At 70.9% G+C, this 15,633-nt stretch carries 16 protein-coding genes; 1 reads left to right on the forward strand and 15 read right to left on the reverse strand.

The window, feature by feature from the left end:
* Positions 1 to 5: 5 nt before the first annotated feature.
* From hisB to hisD, 3 genes are read right to left on the reverse strand one after another with little or no spacing between them, the layout of a single operon-like run.
* The gene (hisB, locus tag AC3X7R_RS16055; RefSeq protein ID WP_489966681.1) at positions 6 to 638 is read right to left on the reverse strand and encodes an imidazoleglycerol-phosphate dehydratase HisB; all 633 of its coding nucleotides are present in this window, start codon (positions 636 to 638) and stop codon (positions 6 to 8) included.
* Complete coding sequence (locus AC3X7R_RS16060; protein ID WP_489966682.1) at positions 635 to 1,741, reverse strand: histidinol-phosphate transaminase; 1,107 nt, start codon at positions 1,739 to 1,741, stop codon at positions 635 to 637. Before AC3X7R_RS16060 ends, hisB begins: the two co-directional genes overlap by 4 nt.
* Positions 1,738 to 3,033, reverse strand: coding sequence for a histidinol dehydrogenase (gene hisD, locus AC3X7R_RS16065; RefSeq protein ID WP_489966683.1), 1,296 nt, complete (start codon positions 3,031 to 3,033; stop codon positions 1,738 to 1,740). Before hisD ends, AC3X7R_RS16060 begins: the two co-directional genes overlap by 4 nt.
* Before the next feature lie 71 nt (positions 3,034 to 3,104).
* Between hisD and AC3X7R_RS16070 the strand changes: the two genes are divergently transcribed.
* The gene (locus AC3X7R_RS16070) at positions 3,105 to 3,782 is read left to right on the forward strand and encodes an LON peptidase substrate-binding domain-containing protein (protein ID WP_489966684.1); all 678 of its coding nucleotides are present in this window, start codon (positions 3,105 to 3,107) and stop codon (positions 3,780 to 3,782) included.
* Positions 3,783 to 3,830: 48 nt separating this feature from the next.
* Here AC3X7R_RS16070 and AC3X7R_RS16075 read toward each other — a convergent pair whose 3' ends face one another.
* The 12 genes from AC3X7R_RS16075 to ftsZ form a co-directional block, all read right to left on the reverse strand.
* On the reverse strand, positions 3,831 to 4,412 hold the full coding sequence (locus tag AC3X7R_RS16075) for a hypothetical protein (RefSeq protein WP_489966685.1): 582 nt from the start codon (positions 4,410 to 4,412) through the stop codon (positions 3,831 to 3,833).
* The gene (dnaE, locus tag AC3X7R_RS16080) at positions 4,397 to 7,954 is read right to left on the reverse strand and encodes a DNA polymerase III subunit alpha (RefSeq protein ID WP_489966686.1); all 3,558 of its coding nucleotides are present in this window, start codon (positions 7,952 to 7,954) and stop codon (positions 4,397 to 4,399) included. Before dnaE ends, AC3X7R_RS16075 begins: the two co-directional genes overlap by 16 nt.
* Before the next feature lie 234 nt (positions 7,955 to 8,188).
* A complete protein-coding gene (locus tag AC3X7R_RS16085) occupies positions 8,189 to 8,698 on the reverse strand; it encodes a GNAT family N-acetyltransferase (RefSeq protein ID WP_489966687.1) in 510 nt (169 codons plus the stop codon).
* Positions 8,695 to 9,633, reverse strand: coding sequence for an RluA family pseudouridine synthase (locus AC3X7R_RS16090; RefSeq protein WP_489966688.1), 939 nt, complete (start codon positions 9,631 to 9,633; stop codon positions 8,695 to 8,697). Before AC3X7R_RS16090 ends, AC3X7R_RS16085 begins: the two co-directional genes overlap by 4 nt.
* On the reverse strand, positions 9,630 to 10,193 hold the full coding sequence (gene lspA, locus AC3X7R_RS16095; RefSeq protein ID WP_489966689.1) for a signal peptidase II: 564 nt from the start codon (positions 10,191 to 10,193) through the stop codon (positions 9,630 to 9,632). The genes AC3X7R_RS16090 and lspA overlap by 4 nt, the downstream gene beginning before the upstream one ends.
* Positions 10,166 to 10,924 (reverse strand): TraR/DksA family transcriptional regulator, encoded by a 759-nt coding sequence (locus AC3X7R_RS16100; protein ID WP_489966690.1) that lies wholly within the window; start codon positions 10,922 to 10,924, stop codon positions 10,166 to 10,168. The genes lspA and AC3X7R_RS16100 overlap by 28 nt, the downstream gene beginning before the upstream one ends.
* 174 nt (positions 10,925 to 11,098) lie before the next feature.
* Entirely contained in the window at positions 11,099 to 11,869 is a 771-nt protein-coding gene (locus tag AC3X7R_RS16105; protein WP_489966691.1) for a DivIVA domain-containing protein, read from the reverse strand.
* A 109-nt stretch (positions 11,870 to 11,978) separates the two neighbouring features.
* Complete coding sequence (locus AC3X7R_RS16110; RefSeq protein WP_489966692.1) at positions 11,979 to 12,281, reverse strand: YggT family protein; 303 nt, start codon at positions 12,279 to 12,281, stop codon at positions 11,979 to 11,981.
* 9 nt (positions 12,282 to 12,290) lie between these two features.
* Positions 12,291 to 12,791, reverse strand: a complete 501-nt coding sequence (locus tag AC3X7R_RS16115; protein ID WP_489966693.1) for a cell division protein SepF — start codon at positions 12,789 to 12,791, stop codon at positions 12,291 to 12,293.
* Positions 12,792 to 12,849: 58 nt separating this feature from the next.
* Positions 12,850 to 13,545: a YggS family pyridoxal phosphate-dependent enzyme gene (locus AC3X7R_RS16120; protein WP_489966694.1), complete on the reverse strand. Its 696-nt coding sequence runs from the start codon at positions 13,543 to 13,545 to the stop codon at positions 12,850 to 12,852.
* Entirely contained in the window at positions 13,542 to 14,231 is a 690-nt protein-coding gene (locus AC3X7R_RS16125; RefSeq protein WP_489966695.1) for a purine nucleoside phosphorylase YfiH/LACC1 family protein, read from the reverse strand. Before AC3X7R_RS16125 ends, AC3X7R_RS16120 begins: the two co-directional genes overlap by 4 nt.
* Positions 14,232 to 14,234: 3 nt before the next feature.
* A complete protein-coding gene (ftsZ, locus tag AC3X7R_RS16130; protein ID WP_489966696.1) occupies positions 14,235 to 15,503 on the reverse strand; it encodes a cell division protein FtsZ in 1,269 nt (422 codons plus the stop codon).
* Positions 15,504 to 15,633 lie beyond the last annotated feature (130 nt).

Below are 15,633 nucleotides of genomic sequence, written 5' to 3' on the forward strand. Positions count from 1 at the left end.
GTCCTTCACAGGGTGCCCTTCGTGGAAGGCACTCCGGTCTCACGGGGGTCGAGGGCCACGGCGTCGCGCAGCGCTCGGGCGAACGCCTTGAACTGGGTCTCCACGATGTGGTGCGGGTCGCGGCCGCCGAGCACCCTGACGTGGATCGCCATCTGGGCGTGGTGGGCCACCGACTCGAAGACGTGGCGGGTCAGCGAGCCGACGTACCCCGCGCCCGTGCCGCCGATCACGACGTACTGCTGCCCCTCGGGCTCCCCGTCGTGCACGCAGTAGGGGCGACCGGAGACGTCGACCACGGCCTGGACCAGCGCCTCGTCGAGCGGCACGGTGGCGTCGCCGAAGCGGCGGATCCCCGCCTTGTCGCCCAGCGCGGTCCGGATCGCCTCGCCGAGCGCGATCGCGGTGTCCTCCACCGTGTGGTGGGCGTCGATGTGGGTGTCGCCGTCGACCTGGACGACCAGGTCGACCAGGGCGTGCCGGCCGAAGGCGGTGAGCATGTGGTCGTAGAAGCCGACCCCGGTGCTGACGTCCGTGCGACCGGTGCCGTCCAGGTCGAGCTCGAGGTGGACCTTCGTCTCCCGGGTCTCGCGGTCGACCACCGCGGTACGACGCCGGAACCGGTCCTGCTGCTCGTTCATGCCTGCTCCTCGCTCGTGGCGCCGGTGGTCACGTCCACCAGGGCCTCTCTGAATGCTGCCATCTCCTCCGGCGTCCCTACCGAGACCCGCAGCCAGCCGTCGGGGCCGACCTCGCGGATCAGCACCCCCCGGTCGAGCAGACCCTGCCAGGTCGCGTGCCGGTCGGCGAACCGCCCGAAGTAGACGAAGTTCGCGTCGCTGTCGGCCACCTCGTAGCCCTGCTCGCGCAGCCACACCACCAGCAGGTCACGCTCGCGGCGCAGGTCGTCGACCCGGCCCAGGAGCTCGTCGGCATGCCGTAGGGCCGCCAGTGCGGTGGCCTGGGTGACCGCGGAGAGGTGGTAGGGCAGCCGCACCACGCGCACCGCGTCGCAGATCTCCGGGGCGGCGGCGAAGTAGCCGACCCGGGCTCCGGCGAGCGCGAACGCCTTGCTCATCGTGCGGGTCACCACCAGGTTGCGGTGGCGCGGCAGCAGCTCGAGGGCGCTCGGGGTGCCGGTACGCCGGAACTCGCCGTAGGCCTCGTCCACCACGACCACGCCGTTCTCCGCCGCCTCGCACAGCGTGGTGACCGCCTCCGGTGGCAACGCGGTGCCGGTGGGGTTGTTGGGCGAGGGCAGCAGCACCACCGACGGCTGGTGCTCGAGCACCAGCCTGCGGGCCTCCTCGAGGTCGAGCGCGAAGTCCTCGGCCCGCCGGCCCTGCACCCACGCGGTGACGGTGTCGCGGGCGTACTCGGGATACATCGCGTAGGTGGGGGCGAAGCTGAGCGCGCACCGGCCCGGCCCACCGAAGGCCTGGAGCAGCTGGAGCATGACCTCGTTGGAGCCGTTGGCGGCCCACACCTGGTCGGGGGTGATGCCCGAGCCGCCGGAGGAGTTGAGGTAGTCGGCGAGCCGGGCGCGGAGCTCGACGAACTCGCGGTCCGGGTAGCGGTTGAGCGTCGCCGACGCCGCCGCCACCGCGGCCGCGATGTCGGCCACCACCGTCGCCGAGGGCGGGTAGGGGTTCTCGTTGACGTTGAGCTGGACGGGGACGTCGATCTGGGGCGCGCCGTAGGGCTCCAGGCCGACCAGGTCCGCGCGCAGGGGCGGGAAGGTCACCGGAGGCGGACCTTCACTGCCTCGCCGTGACCGGGCAGGTCCTCGGCCTCGGCCAGGGCCACCACGTGGTCGGCGACCTCCACCAGGGCCTCGCGCGAGTAGTCGACGACGTGCACCGACCTGGTGAAGGCGCGCACCGAGAGCCCCGAGGAGTGGCAGGCGCAGCCCGCGGTCGGCAGCACGTGGTTGGAGCCGGCGCAGTAGTCGCCCAGGGAGACCGGCGCCCAGGTGCCGACGAAGACGGCACCCGCGTTGCGGACCCGGGCGGCCACGGCGGCGGCGTCGGCGGTGTGGATCTCCAGGTGCTCGGCGGCGTAGGCGTTGACCACCTCCAGGCCCTGCTCGAGGTCACGGACCAGGACGATGCCCGACTGCCGCCCCGTCAGCGCGGTGCGCACCCGCTCGACGTGACGGGTCGCGCCGACCTGCTTGTCCAGCTCCACCTCGACCTCGGCCGCGAGGCGCTCGGAGTCGGTGACCAGGACCGAGGCGGCCATCGGGTCGTGCTCGGCCTGGGAGATGAGGTCGGCGGCGACGTGGGCGGCCTTCGCCGAGTCGTCGGCCAGGATGGCGATCTCGGTGGGGCCTGCCTCCGAGTCGATGCCGACGACGCCCTTCAGCAGCCGCTTGGCCGCCACCGTGTAGATGTTGCCCGGCCCGGTGACCAGGTCGACCCGCGCACACGGGCCGGCGCCGTAGGCCAGCATGGCGATCGCCTGGGCGCCGCCCACGGCGTACACCTCCTCGACGCCCAGCAGCGCGCACGCGGCCAGGATCGTCGACTCCGGCAGTCCCCCGTTGTGCTTCTGGGGCGGACTGGTCAGGGCGATCGAGCCCACACCGGCCACCTGGGCCGGCACCACGTTCATCACCACCGAGGAGACCAGCGGGGCCAGCCCCCCGGGGACGTAGAGGCCCACCCGGTCCACCGGGACCTTGCGGTGGGTGACCACGGCGCCGGGCGCGAGCTCGGTGACCACGTCGTGCTCCAGCTCGGCCTCACAGGTGGCGCGCAGCCGGCGCACGGACTCCTCCAGCGCCGCCCGGACCGTGGGGTCCAGGTCGCGCAGCGCCGCGTCGAGCGCCTCGCGGGGCACCCGGACGTCGCTGGTGCGCACGCCGTCGAAGCGCTCGGTCAGCTCCAGGACCGCCTCCATGCCACGGGCCCGGACGTCGTCGCAGATCGGTCGCACGACATGGACCGCGGTCTCGACGTCGAACTCGGCGCGCGGCACCTCGGCGCGGTAGTCGACGGACGCGTCAGCGTCCCGGAGGTCGAGGCGGCGGATCATGGGCCAATTGTAGGTCTGCCCCTGAGCGAGCCCATTGTCCGGACCCGCGGTGGACAAACTAGGTTGGGCCCGTGAGCCAGACGCCGCCCGAGGTGCTGCCGATGTTCCCGCTCAGCACCGTCCTCTTCCCGGGAGTCTCGGTACCGCTCCACGTGTTCGAGGACCGGTACCGGGCCTTGGTGCGCCACCTCGCCGCGGAGCCGGACCCGGCGAAACGCGTCTTCGGGTCGGTGGCGATCCGCGAGGGCTACGAGGTCGGGGACCACGGCTCCCAGTCCCTCTACCGGGTCGGCTGCCTGCTCCAGCTCGCGGAGATCGACCCGCTCCCCGACGGAGGGTTCGACATCGTCGCGGTGGGACGCAGCCGCTTCCGGCTCGACCAGCTCGTCACCGCCGAGGAGTACCCCGCCGCCCGGGTCACCGCGCTGGCCGACCGGGAGGTGACGGTCCCCGAGGAGCTCGTCGCCCGGGCCCGGGCGACCTTCACCGCGTACCGCGCCGCGATCTCCCAGTTCCGTGAGGACCCGTTCTCCGGCGCCCTGCCGCGGGACCCGCACTACCTGTCCTGGACGCTCTCGGCGCTGGCGCCGCTCCCCATGGCCGAGCGGCAGTCCCTGCTCGAGGCCGACGACACCTCCGACCGGCTCGAGCTGGTGACCCGGCTGCTCCGTGAGGAGCTGCGCGCGATGAACGTCATCCCCTCCCTGCCCGCCACCGAGGTCGCACGCACGCGCTGGTCTCCCAACTGAGACCGGCCGTCAGCTACGGCCGTCAGCTACGGCCGTCAGCTCCGGCCGTCAGCTCAGGGAAGCTCGTTCGGGACGGGCGGCTCGTTCACGACGGTCGGCCCGCGAGGGACTCGAGAGGAAGACTCCCGCCAGACCGAGGAGCGCGCCGACGGGCAGCGCGCAGAACGCGCTCGACTCGAACCAGAAGGGCCAGGGTGCGCTGCCCGCGCCGGCGAGCGTGAGGTCCCCGGGGATCGAGGTCATCTCCGGCGCCGTGGCGGCCACGACGGACGGGTCCGGCGGACCCAGGGCGTGGCCGACGTGGAACATCAGCCAGGCCGCGAGGACCGAGCCGAGGCAGGCGCCGGCCAGCGTGACGAGCTCGGTGCCACGGGCCCGGAGGGCGAGGACCACGCCGAGCACCAGCCCCCCGAGCACCCCGATGACGGCGAAGAGCGCCGTGGCGGAGACGTCCTGGGCGAGCCCGGCCCGGGTGAGGAAGAACTCGCCCTGGAAGGCCTTGCCCTCGGGGGGCTCCCACAGCCACTCCCAGACCACGCCGAGCACGGCCCCCCACGCCGCCCAGACCACCACGAGCAGGAGGAGGCGCCGCAGCAGCGGACCCGCCGCCGCCCTCAGCTGGTCAGGCATCCGGGACCCAGCAGCTGCTTCAGGTCGGCGAAGAGCGCGGGGCTCGCGGTGACCCTCAGCCGGTTGTCGAGCCTCATCACGGTCGTGGAGGTGCGGGTGAGCAGACGCAGCTGGACCTCGGTCATCCCCGGGTGGGTGGAGAGCACGTCGCGCAGCTGCTCGACGACCGGGGCCGTGCACCGGGTCGACGGCAGGGAGATGACGACCGGCCCGCTGGGGCCGTCGGTGAGGTCGGGCACCGTGACCTCCTGGCCCCGCAGCTCGGGCTGGTCCTTGTCCCGGGAGAGCTGACCTTTGACGCGCAGGATCGCGTCCTGGGAGAGGTAGGGCGCGGCCAGCTGGTAGGAGCTCGGGAAGAGCAGCACCTCGATGGCGCCGTCGAGGTCCTCGAGGGTGATGGTGGCCCAGGCGTCGCCGCGCTTGGTGATCTTGCGGTTGACCGAGGTCACCAGGCCGCTGACCGTGAGGGTGCTGCCGTGCGGCCGGTCCTCGTCGAGCATGAGCTGCCCGATGGTGCAGTCGGTGCCCGCCGACAGCACGTGCTCGAGGCCCATCAACGGGTGGTCGGAGACGTAGAGGCCGAGCATCTCGCGCTCGTGCCCGAGCAGGGTCATCTTGTCCCACTCGTCGATGTCGGGGACGGTCACCGAGATGCCGAACCCCTGGTCGGCCTCGTCCAGGCCGCCGAAGAGCGAGTCCTGGCCGATCGCCTCGTTCTTCTTGATGTCGACGTACTGGTCGACCGCACTCTCGTGGATGGTCACCAGCGCGCGCCGGCGGTGCTTCATCTCGTCGAAGCCGCCGGCCTTGATCAGGGACTCGATGACCCTCTTGTTGCAGACCAGGGCCGGGACCTTGCCCATGAAGTCGTTGAAGTCGGTGAAGCGCCCCTTCTCCTCCCGCGCGGAGACGATGCCGTCCACGACGTTGGCGCCGACGTTGCGCACCGCGGTGAGGCCGAACCGGATGTCGGTGCCGACGGGGGTGAAGTTGGCGGCCGACTCGTTGACGTCGGGGGGCAGGACGGCGATCTTCATGCGACGGCACTCGTTGAGGTAGATCGCCATCTTGTCCTTGTCGTCCTTGACCGAGGTCAGGAGCCCCGCCATGTACTCGGCCGGGTAGTTGGCCTTGAGGTAGGCGGTCCAGTAGGAGACGAGGCCGTAGGCCGCCGAGTGCGCCTTGTTGAAGGCGTAGTCGGAGAACGGGAGCAGGATGTCCCACAGGGTCTTGATCGCGGCCATCGAGTAGCCGCGCTCCTGCATGCCGCTGGAGAAGGTGGCGAACTGCTTGTCCAGCTCCTCCTTCTTCTTCTTGCCCATCGCCCGGCGCAGCAGGTCGGCCTGGCCGAGCGTGTAGCCGGCGAGCTGCTGGGCGATCGCCATGACCTGCTCCTGGTAGACGATCAACCCGTAGGTCTCGCCCAGGATGTCCTGGAGCGCCTCGGCCAGCTCGGGGTGGATCGGCTCGACCGGCTCACGCCCGGTCTTGCGGCGCGCGTACTTGTTGTGGGAGTCGGCCCCCATGGGGCCGGGCCGGTAGAGGGCGCCGACCGCGGAGATGTCCTCGAAGGTGTCGGGTCGCATCGAGCGCAGCAGCGCCCGCATCGGACCACCGTCGAGCTGGAAGACGCCCAGGGTGTCCCCGCGCTGCAGCAGGCCGTAGGTGGCCGGGTCGTCGAGGGTGAGGTCCTCCAGGACCACGTCCTCGCCGCGGTTGGCCTTGATGTTCTTCACCGCGTCGTCGAGCACCGTGAGGTTGCGCAGACCCAGGAAGTCCATCTTGATCAGGCCCAGGGACTCGCAGGTCGGGTAGTCGAACTGCGTGATCATGGCGCCGTCGGAGGGCCGCTTGAGCAGCGGGATCACGTCGATCAGCGGCTCGCTGGACATGATGATGCCGGCGGCGTGCACACCCCACTGCCGCTTCAGGCCCTCGATCCCCATGGCGGTGTCGACGACCCGCTTGACGTCCGGCTCGGCGTCGTAGAGGGCGCGGAACTCCCCACCCTCGCCGTAGCGCTTGTGGTCGGGGTTGAAGATCTCCTGGAGCGGGACGTCCTTGCCCATCACCGCCGCCGGCATGGCCTTGGTGATGCGGTCGCCCATGGAGAAGGGGTAGGCCAGGATGCGCGAGGAGTCCTTGACGGCCTGCTTCGCCTTGATGGTGCCGTAGGTGATGATGTAGGAGACGCGGTCGTCGCCGTACTTGTCGGTGACGTACTTGATGACCTCGCCGCGACGACGCTCGTCGAAGTCGATGTCGAAGTCGGGCATCGAGATGCGGTCGGGGTTGAGGAACCGCTCGAAGATCAGGCCGTGCTCGAGCGGGTCGAGGTCGGTGATCCGCATGGCGTAGGCCACCATCGAGCCGGCACCGGAGCCACGACCGGGTCCGACGCGGATGCCGTTGTCCTTGGCCCAGTTGATGAAGTCGGCGACCACCAGGAAGTAGCCGGGGAACCCCATCTGGGTGATGACGCCGACCTCGAAGTCGGCCTGCTTGCGCACCTTGTCGGGGATCCCCGCGGGGTAGCGCACCCTCAGGCCCCGCTCGACCTCCTTGACGAGCCAGGAGTTCTCGTCCTCCCCCGGAGGGCAGGGGAACCGGGGCATGTAGGTGCCGTTGCCCTCGGTGAACTCCACGTCGCAGCGCTCGGCGATCCAGAGCGTGTTGTCGCAGGCCTCGCGGAGGCCGTGCTTGTCGACCCACAGCGAGCGCATCTCGGCGGGACTCTTGATGTAGTAGCCGTCGCCGGAGAACGCGAACCGCTGGCCCGGACCGTCCCCGGCGGGGATGTCCATGGTGCTGCCCGAGTTGATGCAGAGCAGGTGCTCCTGGGCGGCGGCGTCCTCCTGGAGGACGTAGTGGGAGTCGTTGGTGGCGAGCAGCGGGATGCGCAGGTCCTTGGCCAGGCGGAGCAGCCCGTCGCGGACCCGGGTCTCGATGGAGAGGCCGTGGTCCATCAGCTCGAGGAAGTAGTTGTCGCGCCCGAGGATCTCCTGGAAGTCGCCCGCGGTCTGCCGAGCCGCCTCGTAGTTGTCGTGCCGGAGGTGGACCTGGATCTCCCCGGACGGGCAGCCGGTGGTGCCGATGAGGCCCTTGCCGTACTGCGAGAGCAGCTCGCGGTCGGCGCGGGGGTGCTGGAAGAAGCCGTCACGCCAGGCACCCGTGGAGAGCCGGAAGAGGTTGTGCATCCCCTCGGTGCTCTCCGAGAGGAGCGTCATGTGGGTGTACGCGCCGCGGCTGGAGACGTCGTCCGGGCCACCCTGGTAGAAGTTGACGCGCTTGCGCTCGAAGCGCGAGATGTTGGGGGTGAAGTAGGCCTCGATGCCGATGATCGGCTTGATGCCGGCGGCCTTCGCCTTCTTGTAGAACTCGTAGGCACCGAAGACGTTGCCGTGGTCGGTCATCGCGATCGCCGGCATGCCGAGCTCGGCGGTGCGCTCGGCCATGTGCTGCAGCCGTGCGGCACCGTCGAGCATCGAGTACTCAGTGTGGACGTGCAGATGCACGAAGCTGTCGTTGGAACCGGCCGACATGAGTGGCTCTTCCACACCTTCCGAGGGTTTGCTGGAGCAGGCGCGGCTGACGCGTCCTGGGGAAGGAAGCCAGCCTACGACAGCCTCTCAGACCCCTCCGACACGACACGGCAGCGGCGGTCCGGGACGCGCCGCCGGCGCGCTCACCACCAGCTGACGGCGCGTCCGTGGCCGTGCGCCCAGCCCCTCGCCCGGCCGTCCAGCCCGAGCACGAACCGGGCCTCGAACCTCTGCTCAGCCGGGCCAGGCCAGGCGGATGTCCGGCGCCTGCTCCTCGTTCTCCGAGCCGTCGGTGTGCTCGACCTCGACGAAGCCGTGCCGGGCGTAGAAGCGCCGGGCCGCCACGTTGGACTCGAAGACCCACAGGCCCAGTCCCTCCGGGCGCAGGGCCTGGGCCAGGGTGAGGAGCGCCGAGCCCACCCCGCTCCCCTGGTGGGCGGGGTCGACGTACAGGTGGTCGAGCCAGGTGGGCGTGAGCAGCGCGAAGCCCACCACCAGCGGGTCGGCCCGGTCCTGGACCGGACGCTCGGCGAGCCAGAGGCCGTGGCTCGCCAGGTCCCAGGTGAGGACCCAGGCACGCACCTCGGGGTCCGGGTGGGCCAGGGGCGGCACCGCCGGGACGGCGTGGTGGCGGGCCCGCAGATAGAGCTCGGCGACGCCCGGCAGGTCCTGCTCGGTACCCGGCCTCAGCGCCAGGTCAGCGCCGGGCCCGGCGTGCGGCTCCGCCTGCGGCCCGGGGCTCACCGCTCGTCCCGGATCGTCTCCAGGGCGTGGGCCAGGTCGTCGGGGTACTCGGACTCGTACTCGACGTACTGGCCGCTATCGGGGTGCTCGAAGCCGAGCTTGACCGCGTGCAGCCACTGCCGCTCGAGGCCCAGCCGGCGGGCGAGCACCGGGTCCGCGCCGTAGGTGACGTCGCCGACGCAGGGATGCTTGAGCGCCGCCATGTGCACGCGGATCTGGTGGGTCCGGCCGGTCTCGAGGTGGACCTCGAGCAGGCTGGCGAACCGGTGCGCCTCGAGGGTCTCGTAGTGCGTGACGCTCTGCCGGCCGTCGGCCATCACCGCGAACTTGTAGTCGAACTTGGGGTGGCGCCCGATCGGGGCGTCGATCGTGCCCTCCAGCGGGTCCGGATGGCCCTGCACCAGCGAGTGGTACGTCTTGTCCACGGTGCGGCGCCGGAAGGCGTTCTTGAGCAGGGAGTAGGCGTGCTCCGACTTGGTGATCACCATGACGCCCGAGGTCCCGACGTCGAGCCGCTGCACGATCCCCTGCCGCTCCGAGGCGCCGGAGGTGGCGATGCGGAACCCGGCGGCGACCAGGTGGCCGACGACGGTCGGGCCGTTCCACCCCGGGCTAGGGTGGACCGCCACCCCGACAGGCTTGTCGATGACCACGATGGAGTCGTCGTCGTGGATGATCTTGATCCCCTCGACCGTCTGGGGCACCACGGCGAGCGGGTCCTTCTCGACCGGGATGGTGACCTCGAGCATCGAGCCCGGGGTGACCCGTTCGCTCTTGGCCACCCCCGCGCCGTCGAGGAGCACGAGGTCCTGGGCGATCAGCTCGGAGGCCCGGGTGCGGGAGAACCCGAACATCCTGGCCATGGCCGCGTCCACCCGCTCGCCTGCGAGGCCCTCCGGCACCAGGACGGTGCGGTGCTCGGCGTGGCCGCTCATGCCTCGTCCTTCGTCGCCGCGGCGGTGTCCCGCTCGCCGCTCAGGGTGATGCCGCGGAAGCTCTGCAGGATGATGATGCCCGCCGCGACGTTGATGAAGACGTCGGCGAAGTTGAAGACCGGCCAGTTGGGCAGGGCCAGGAAGTCGATCACGTGGCCGCGGAACGGCGACGGGTCGCGCAGGATCCGGTCCACGAGGTTGCCACCCACGCCGGCCAGCAGCAGTCCCATGCCGACGGCCCAGAAGACGCTCCCGATCCGGCGGCTCAGGAAGCCGATGACCAGCACGGCCACGATCGCCAGGCAGGTGAGCACCACGGTGAACTCCGTGCCCATGCTGAAGGCGGCACCCGGGTTGAACACCAGGTGCAGCGTGAACCAGTCACCCAGCAGGGGGCGGTCGCCGTCCTCCAGCGCGGACAGGGCCCACGCCTTCGAGCCTTGGTCGACCGCCAGGCCCAGAACGGCCAGGAGCAGGAAGACCCGGCGGGCTCGGCGTCGCCGATCGGACGTGTTGACCTGGTCGCTGAAACTCAGCGACGCTCCTCGCGTTGCTTGCATGACAGGCACAGTGTGGCACGCGGGAATGCCATGACCCGCATCTTGCCGATCGCCTCATCACAGGACTCGCAGACGCCGTAGGTGCCGTCGTCGATCCTGGCCAGCGCCCGCTCGATCTGCTCCAGCATCTCCCGTTCGCTGTTCATCAGGGTGAGCTCGTGGTCCCGCTCGAAGCTGGTGGCACCCAGATCGGCCTGGTCGTGGCCGGCGCCGTCGCCGGCGTCCCTCATCAACCCGTTCAGCTCGAGCTCCTGCGCCTCCATGATCTCGACCAGCCGGTCGCGGTGCAGGTGCAGGTCGGCGAGGACCTCGCCGAGCTCCGCCTTCGACCACGCCTCGTCGCCCGCCCTGACCCGCAGCGCGCTGGCGGGCGCCTTCTTGGCGGACCCCTTCTTGACTGCCGCGTTCTTCACCGGGGTCGACCTCTCGCTCGGCTGGGTGGACTTCTTGGTGGCCGCGTCGGTCGCCGCGGCCTCCTCGACCGTCCGGGCCTTCTTCGCGGCCGGGGCCTTCTTCGCGGCCGGAACCTTCTTGGCCGGCGCGGCCTTCTTCGCGGCCGGGGCCTTCTTCGCCGGAGCCTTCTTCGCCGTCACCTTCTTGGCGGGCGCGGCCTTCGGGACCGGCGGGACACTCACCTCGACGGGGGCCTCATCGCCCGCCCCCCGCCCGATGACTCGTCGCGCCGCGGCGGCCGCCGATCCGGCCAGGGACTTCCGAGCACTGCCAGCCATGGAGCACGCCCCTTTGGGACAAGAAAAAGATGTGGCAGGTGCCACACGCTGGGTAGGGAGATTAGCCCGTGGTTGGGCGCCACTCAACCCGCCTTTGCGAACCGTCTCACCGCAACGCAGAACGGCTGGCTCCTTGCGGAGCCAGCCGTCTGTTGCCGATCGGGTGAGAGGGTCTCAGCCCTCGTCCTCGCCCAGGATGGAACGGAGCCGCTTGGGAGCCGGCACGCCCTCTCCCTGAGCCGGGTTCTCGAGGCTGGCCGTGCCCTCGAGTGCCTCCAGCTGCTGGGTGAAGTAGGTCTTGAGCCGGGAGCGGTACTCGCGCTCGAACGAGCGGAGGGTCTCCACCTCGCCGTTGAGCTTGTCCCGCTCCTTCTCCAGGTCACCGAACATCTGCTGGCGACGCTCGGCGGTCTCGGAGTCCAGCATCTGCGCGCGCTGGCGGGCCTCCGCCTCCATGCGGTCGGAGCTGGTCTTCGACTCGGCCTCGAGGCGCTCGGCCTTGGTGCGGGCCTCGCCCACGATGCGGTCCGCCTCGTTCTTCGCGGCGTCGACCAGCTCGTCGGCGTTGCGAGTGGCGATCTCCAGCAGCCGCGCAGCGGCGTTGGAGGCGTCCGGGACGGTCTCGACCTTGATCGTCTCGACGGGAGCCGGGGCCGCGGCCACCGGCTCGGGCGCCCTGACGGGCTCGGGCGCAGGAGCCGGCGTCGGCTCGGGCGCCTTGACCGGCTCGGTGTTGATCGCGAACGGCGACGAGCCGGGTGCCCCGGCGCCGGCCTTCTGCGCGGCCGAGAGCTTGGCCCTCAGGTCGTCGTTCTCCTTGGTCAACCGGGCAAGCTCTGCCTCGACCTCGTCCAGGAACTGGTCGACCTCCCCCATGTCGTATCCCTCGCGGAGACGGACAGGAGTAAAGCGCTTGTTGCTCACGTCCTCAGGCGTCAGCGGCATGACCTCACCCAATCTCTTCGTCGGCAAACTTGTGGTGCTGCTGTTGGAACAATAGCGCTCGACGGGCGGCCGTGTTCAGGGACCCGTGTGGCTGGTGATTCACGGGCGGCTAGGCACCCACCACGCCGAAGGTGCGGCCGACCACCCAGAGCAGCAGGTAGGCGGCCACCAGCACGATCATGAAGCTCAGGTCCAGAGCCACGGAGCCGAGCCGGATGGGGGGCACGTACCGCCGCACGGCCTTGATCGGGGGGTCGGTGAGGGTGTACACCACCTCGAGCACGACGAGCAGTGGACCCTTGGGCGACCATTGACGCGCGAAGACCTGCACCCAGTCGACCACGAAGCGGACGAACATCAGGGCCAGGAAGCACCACAGGACGGCATACAGGACCGTTCCGACGACAACCACCGGGGGACCTCAGCTCTGGTTGAAGAAACCGCCCTCGACGAGGCGCTCCTTCTCCTCGGCCGCGACGGTCACGTTGGGTGGCGAGAGGAGGAAGACCTTGTTGGTGATCCGCTCGATGGTCCCGCGGGTGGCGAAGACCAGGCCGGCCGCGAAGTCGACCAGTCGCTTGGCGTCGGAGTCGTCCATCTCGGAGAGGTTCATGATCACCGGGATCCCCTCCCGGAACTGCTCGCCGACGGTGCGTGCCTCGTTGTAGGTGCGCGGGTGCAGGGTGGTGATTCGACTCAACTCGTGGACCGTTCCAGGGTCGGGGACCGGCGCCGGGCGGCGCCGCTCTGAGAGATCGGCGACCGGGGCGGGATGACGCTCGCGCGACTGTGCGCGGTCCTCCACCCGGCCGTGGACCGTGCTGGTCTCCGCCGCGTGGTCGTCGGCGGCGAAGTCGTCGTACCGTCCCGTGTCCTCGAGCAGGCCGAGGTACTCGCCGATCCTGCGCATCGCGCCGCTCATGACAATTTCCTCCGGTACGTCGTGGCGCCCCTCACGGGCACGATCCTCTTCTTGGACATTACAAGACCTCCGGCCTGGGACCCAGGACCGCGGAGCCGACACGCACGTGTGTCGCCCCGCGCTCGATCGCGGCCTCCAGGTCCGCGCTCATCCCTGCCGACAGCACGGTCGCGTCCGGGTGCTCCGCGAGGAACGACTCCCTGATCGCGGCGAGACGGTCGAAGGCGCGCTCCGGCTCCTCGCCCAGCGGCGCGACGGCCATCAGTCCGCCCAGTCGCAGGGCCTCGTGCGTGTGGACCTGCTCGGCGAGGTCGGCGAGCTGGTCGGGTGCGGCTCCGGCACGGTGGGTCGCCCCGGGCGGGTCGAGGCTGACCTGCAGCAGCACATCGAGCCGACGGCCGGCACGCTCGGCACCCCGGGCCAACGGCTCGAGGAGCTTGCGGCGGTCCACCGACTCCACCACGTGGGCGTAGGCCGCCACGGCCGCGGCCTTGTTGCTCTGCAGCCCGCCGATGAAGTGCCAGCGCAGATCCAGCCCGGCCAGCTCCGCGGTCTTGGCGGCCGCCTCCTGGTGGCGGTTCTCCCCCACCTCGCGGACCCCGAGCTCGTGCAGCAGCCGCACGTCGGCGGCAGGGAAGAACTTCGTGACCACCACGAGCGCCACCTCGTCGTCGCGGCCGGCTGCGGCACGAGCCCGGGCGATGCGCGCGCGGACCGCTTCCAGGTTGGCGCTCAGCTGCTCGCGCCTGCTCATGCCGCCCACACCAGGCCGGCGAGACGACCGGCCTCGGCGCCGTCGCGCCGGTAGGAGTGCAGGGCCGGGTCCTCACGCGTGCAGCGACCGACCTCCACCACCTCGACGCCGGCACGGCGCAGCTGGGCGCGCACCCCGGCGCCGATGTCGAGGGACGGGGTGCCCCAGGAGGTCTCGGCGTACGACTCGGGGACGAGGCGGGCGACCTCGGCTCGCATGGCCTCCGGGACCTCGTAGCAGCGTCCGCAGACGTGGGGCCCGAGCCATGCCACCAGGCGCCCCGCCCCGAGCTCGCGCATCTCCTCGACGGCACGGGTGACCACGTCGAGGACCATCCCGGGCCGCCCGGCGTGGACCGCGCCCACCACGCCGGCCTGCGGGTCGGAGAGGAGCACCGGGACGCAGTCGGCCACCCGGACCATCAGGCCCAGCCCGGGCACGTCACTGACCAGGGCGTCCCCGGTGGGGACCTCGTCCAGCGCCATCGGTCCGGTGGCCCGGACCACCTCGGCGCCGTGGACCTGGGTGAGACGGGCGAACCGGACCCCTGCCGCCTCCTCCACCTCGGCGAGGGCGGCCGGGAAGCCCGGCCGCAGCCCCTGGAGGTCTCGGGAGGAGTCGGTGAAGGCGACCTCGACCCGCGTGCGGGTGACGTCGCTCTCGCGGGAGTCTCGGTAGGCGAACACGGACTACTTCAGGAAGTCCGGGATGTCGAGGTCGTCGTCCTCGAACTCGACCTGCCGGGACGGACGGGGCCGCGAGGTGGTGGCCGGGGCACTCTCGCGGGCACCCGAGGGACGCCCGTCGGCGCCGGACTGGCCGGCCCCACGGCCGCTGCCGTCGGAGGCGGAGGACTGGGCCATCGCCGGGCTCGGGGCACGCCGCTCGGGCGCCTCCGACGGGGGCCGCACGGACTCCCGGCTCGGCGTGGCCGGCACGACCGGCCGGCCCTGCTGGGAGGACTGCGCGGTCGGCCGGTTGAAGCCGGAGCTGTTCTCCCGCCGCTTCGGCATCCCGCCGTCGAACCCGGCCGCGATCACGGTGACCCGCACCTCGTCGCCGAGGGCGTCGTCGATGGTGGCGCCGAAGATGATGTTGGCCTCCGCGTGGGCGGCCTCGGAGACCAGGGCGGCCGCCTCGTTGATCTCGAACAAGCCGAGGTCGGAGCCCCCCGCGATGGAGAGCAGCACGCCGTGGGCGCCCTCGATCGAGGCCTCCAGCAGAGGGCTGGAGACCGCCATCTCGGCCGCGGCGACGGCGCGGTCCTCGCCGCGCGCCGAGCCGATGCCCATCAGGGCGGAGCCGGCGTTGGCCATCACCGACTTCACGTCGGCGAAGTCGAGGTTGATCAGGCCGGGGGTGGTGATCAGGTCCGTGATGCCCGAGACACCCTGCAGCAGCACCTGGTCGGCCTGCTTGAAGGCGTCGAGGATCGAGACGTTGCGGTCGCTGATCGAGAGCAGGCGGTCGTTGGGGATCACGATGAGGGTGTCGACCTCTTCGCGCAGCTGGCTGATCCCCTCCTCCGCGGAGTTGGCACGGCGCCGGCCCTCGAAGGCGAACGGCCGGGTCACCACACCGATGGTCAGCGCGCCGAGCGAGCGCGCGATCCGCGCCACCACGGGGGCGCCGCCGGTCCCGGTGCCGCCACCCTCGCCGGCCGTCACGAAGACCATGTCGGCCCCCTTGATGACCTCTTCGATCTCGTCGGCGTGGTCCTCGGCGGCCCGGGCCCCCACGTCGGGGTTGGCGCCGGCGCCGAGGCCACGGGTGAGCTCGCGGCCGATGTCGAGCTTGACGTCGGCGTCACTCATCAGCAACGCCTGGGCGTCGGTGTTGATCGCGATGAACTCGACGCCCTTGAGGCCGACCTCGATCATCCGGTTGACGGCGTTGACGCCACCACCACCGATGCCCACGACCTTGATGATCGCCAGGTAGTTCTGGGCTGCTGCCACGGTCTACGCCTTCCTTGGTCGGGGCCCTGAGGCCCTCGGGGTCTGTGGTGGAGAGGATGCAAGGCCTCTCCCGCTCCGGCCGGGCCGGAACCCTAACCGTGAGCCTGAGGGTTATAGTTATGTCAACCTC

The sequence above is a fragment of the Nocardioides sp. Z22_16 genome (genome assembly GCF_058134365.1).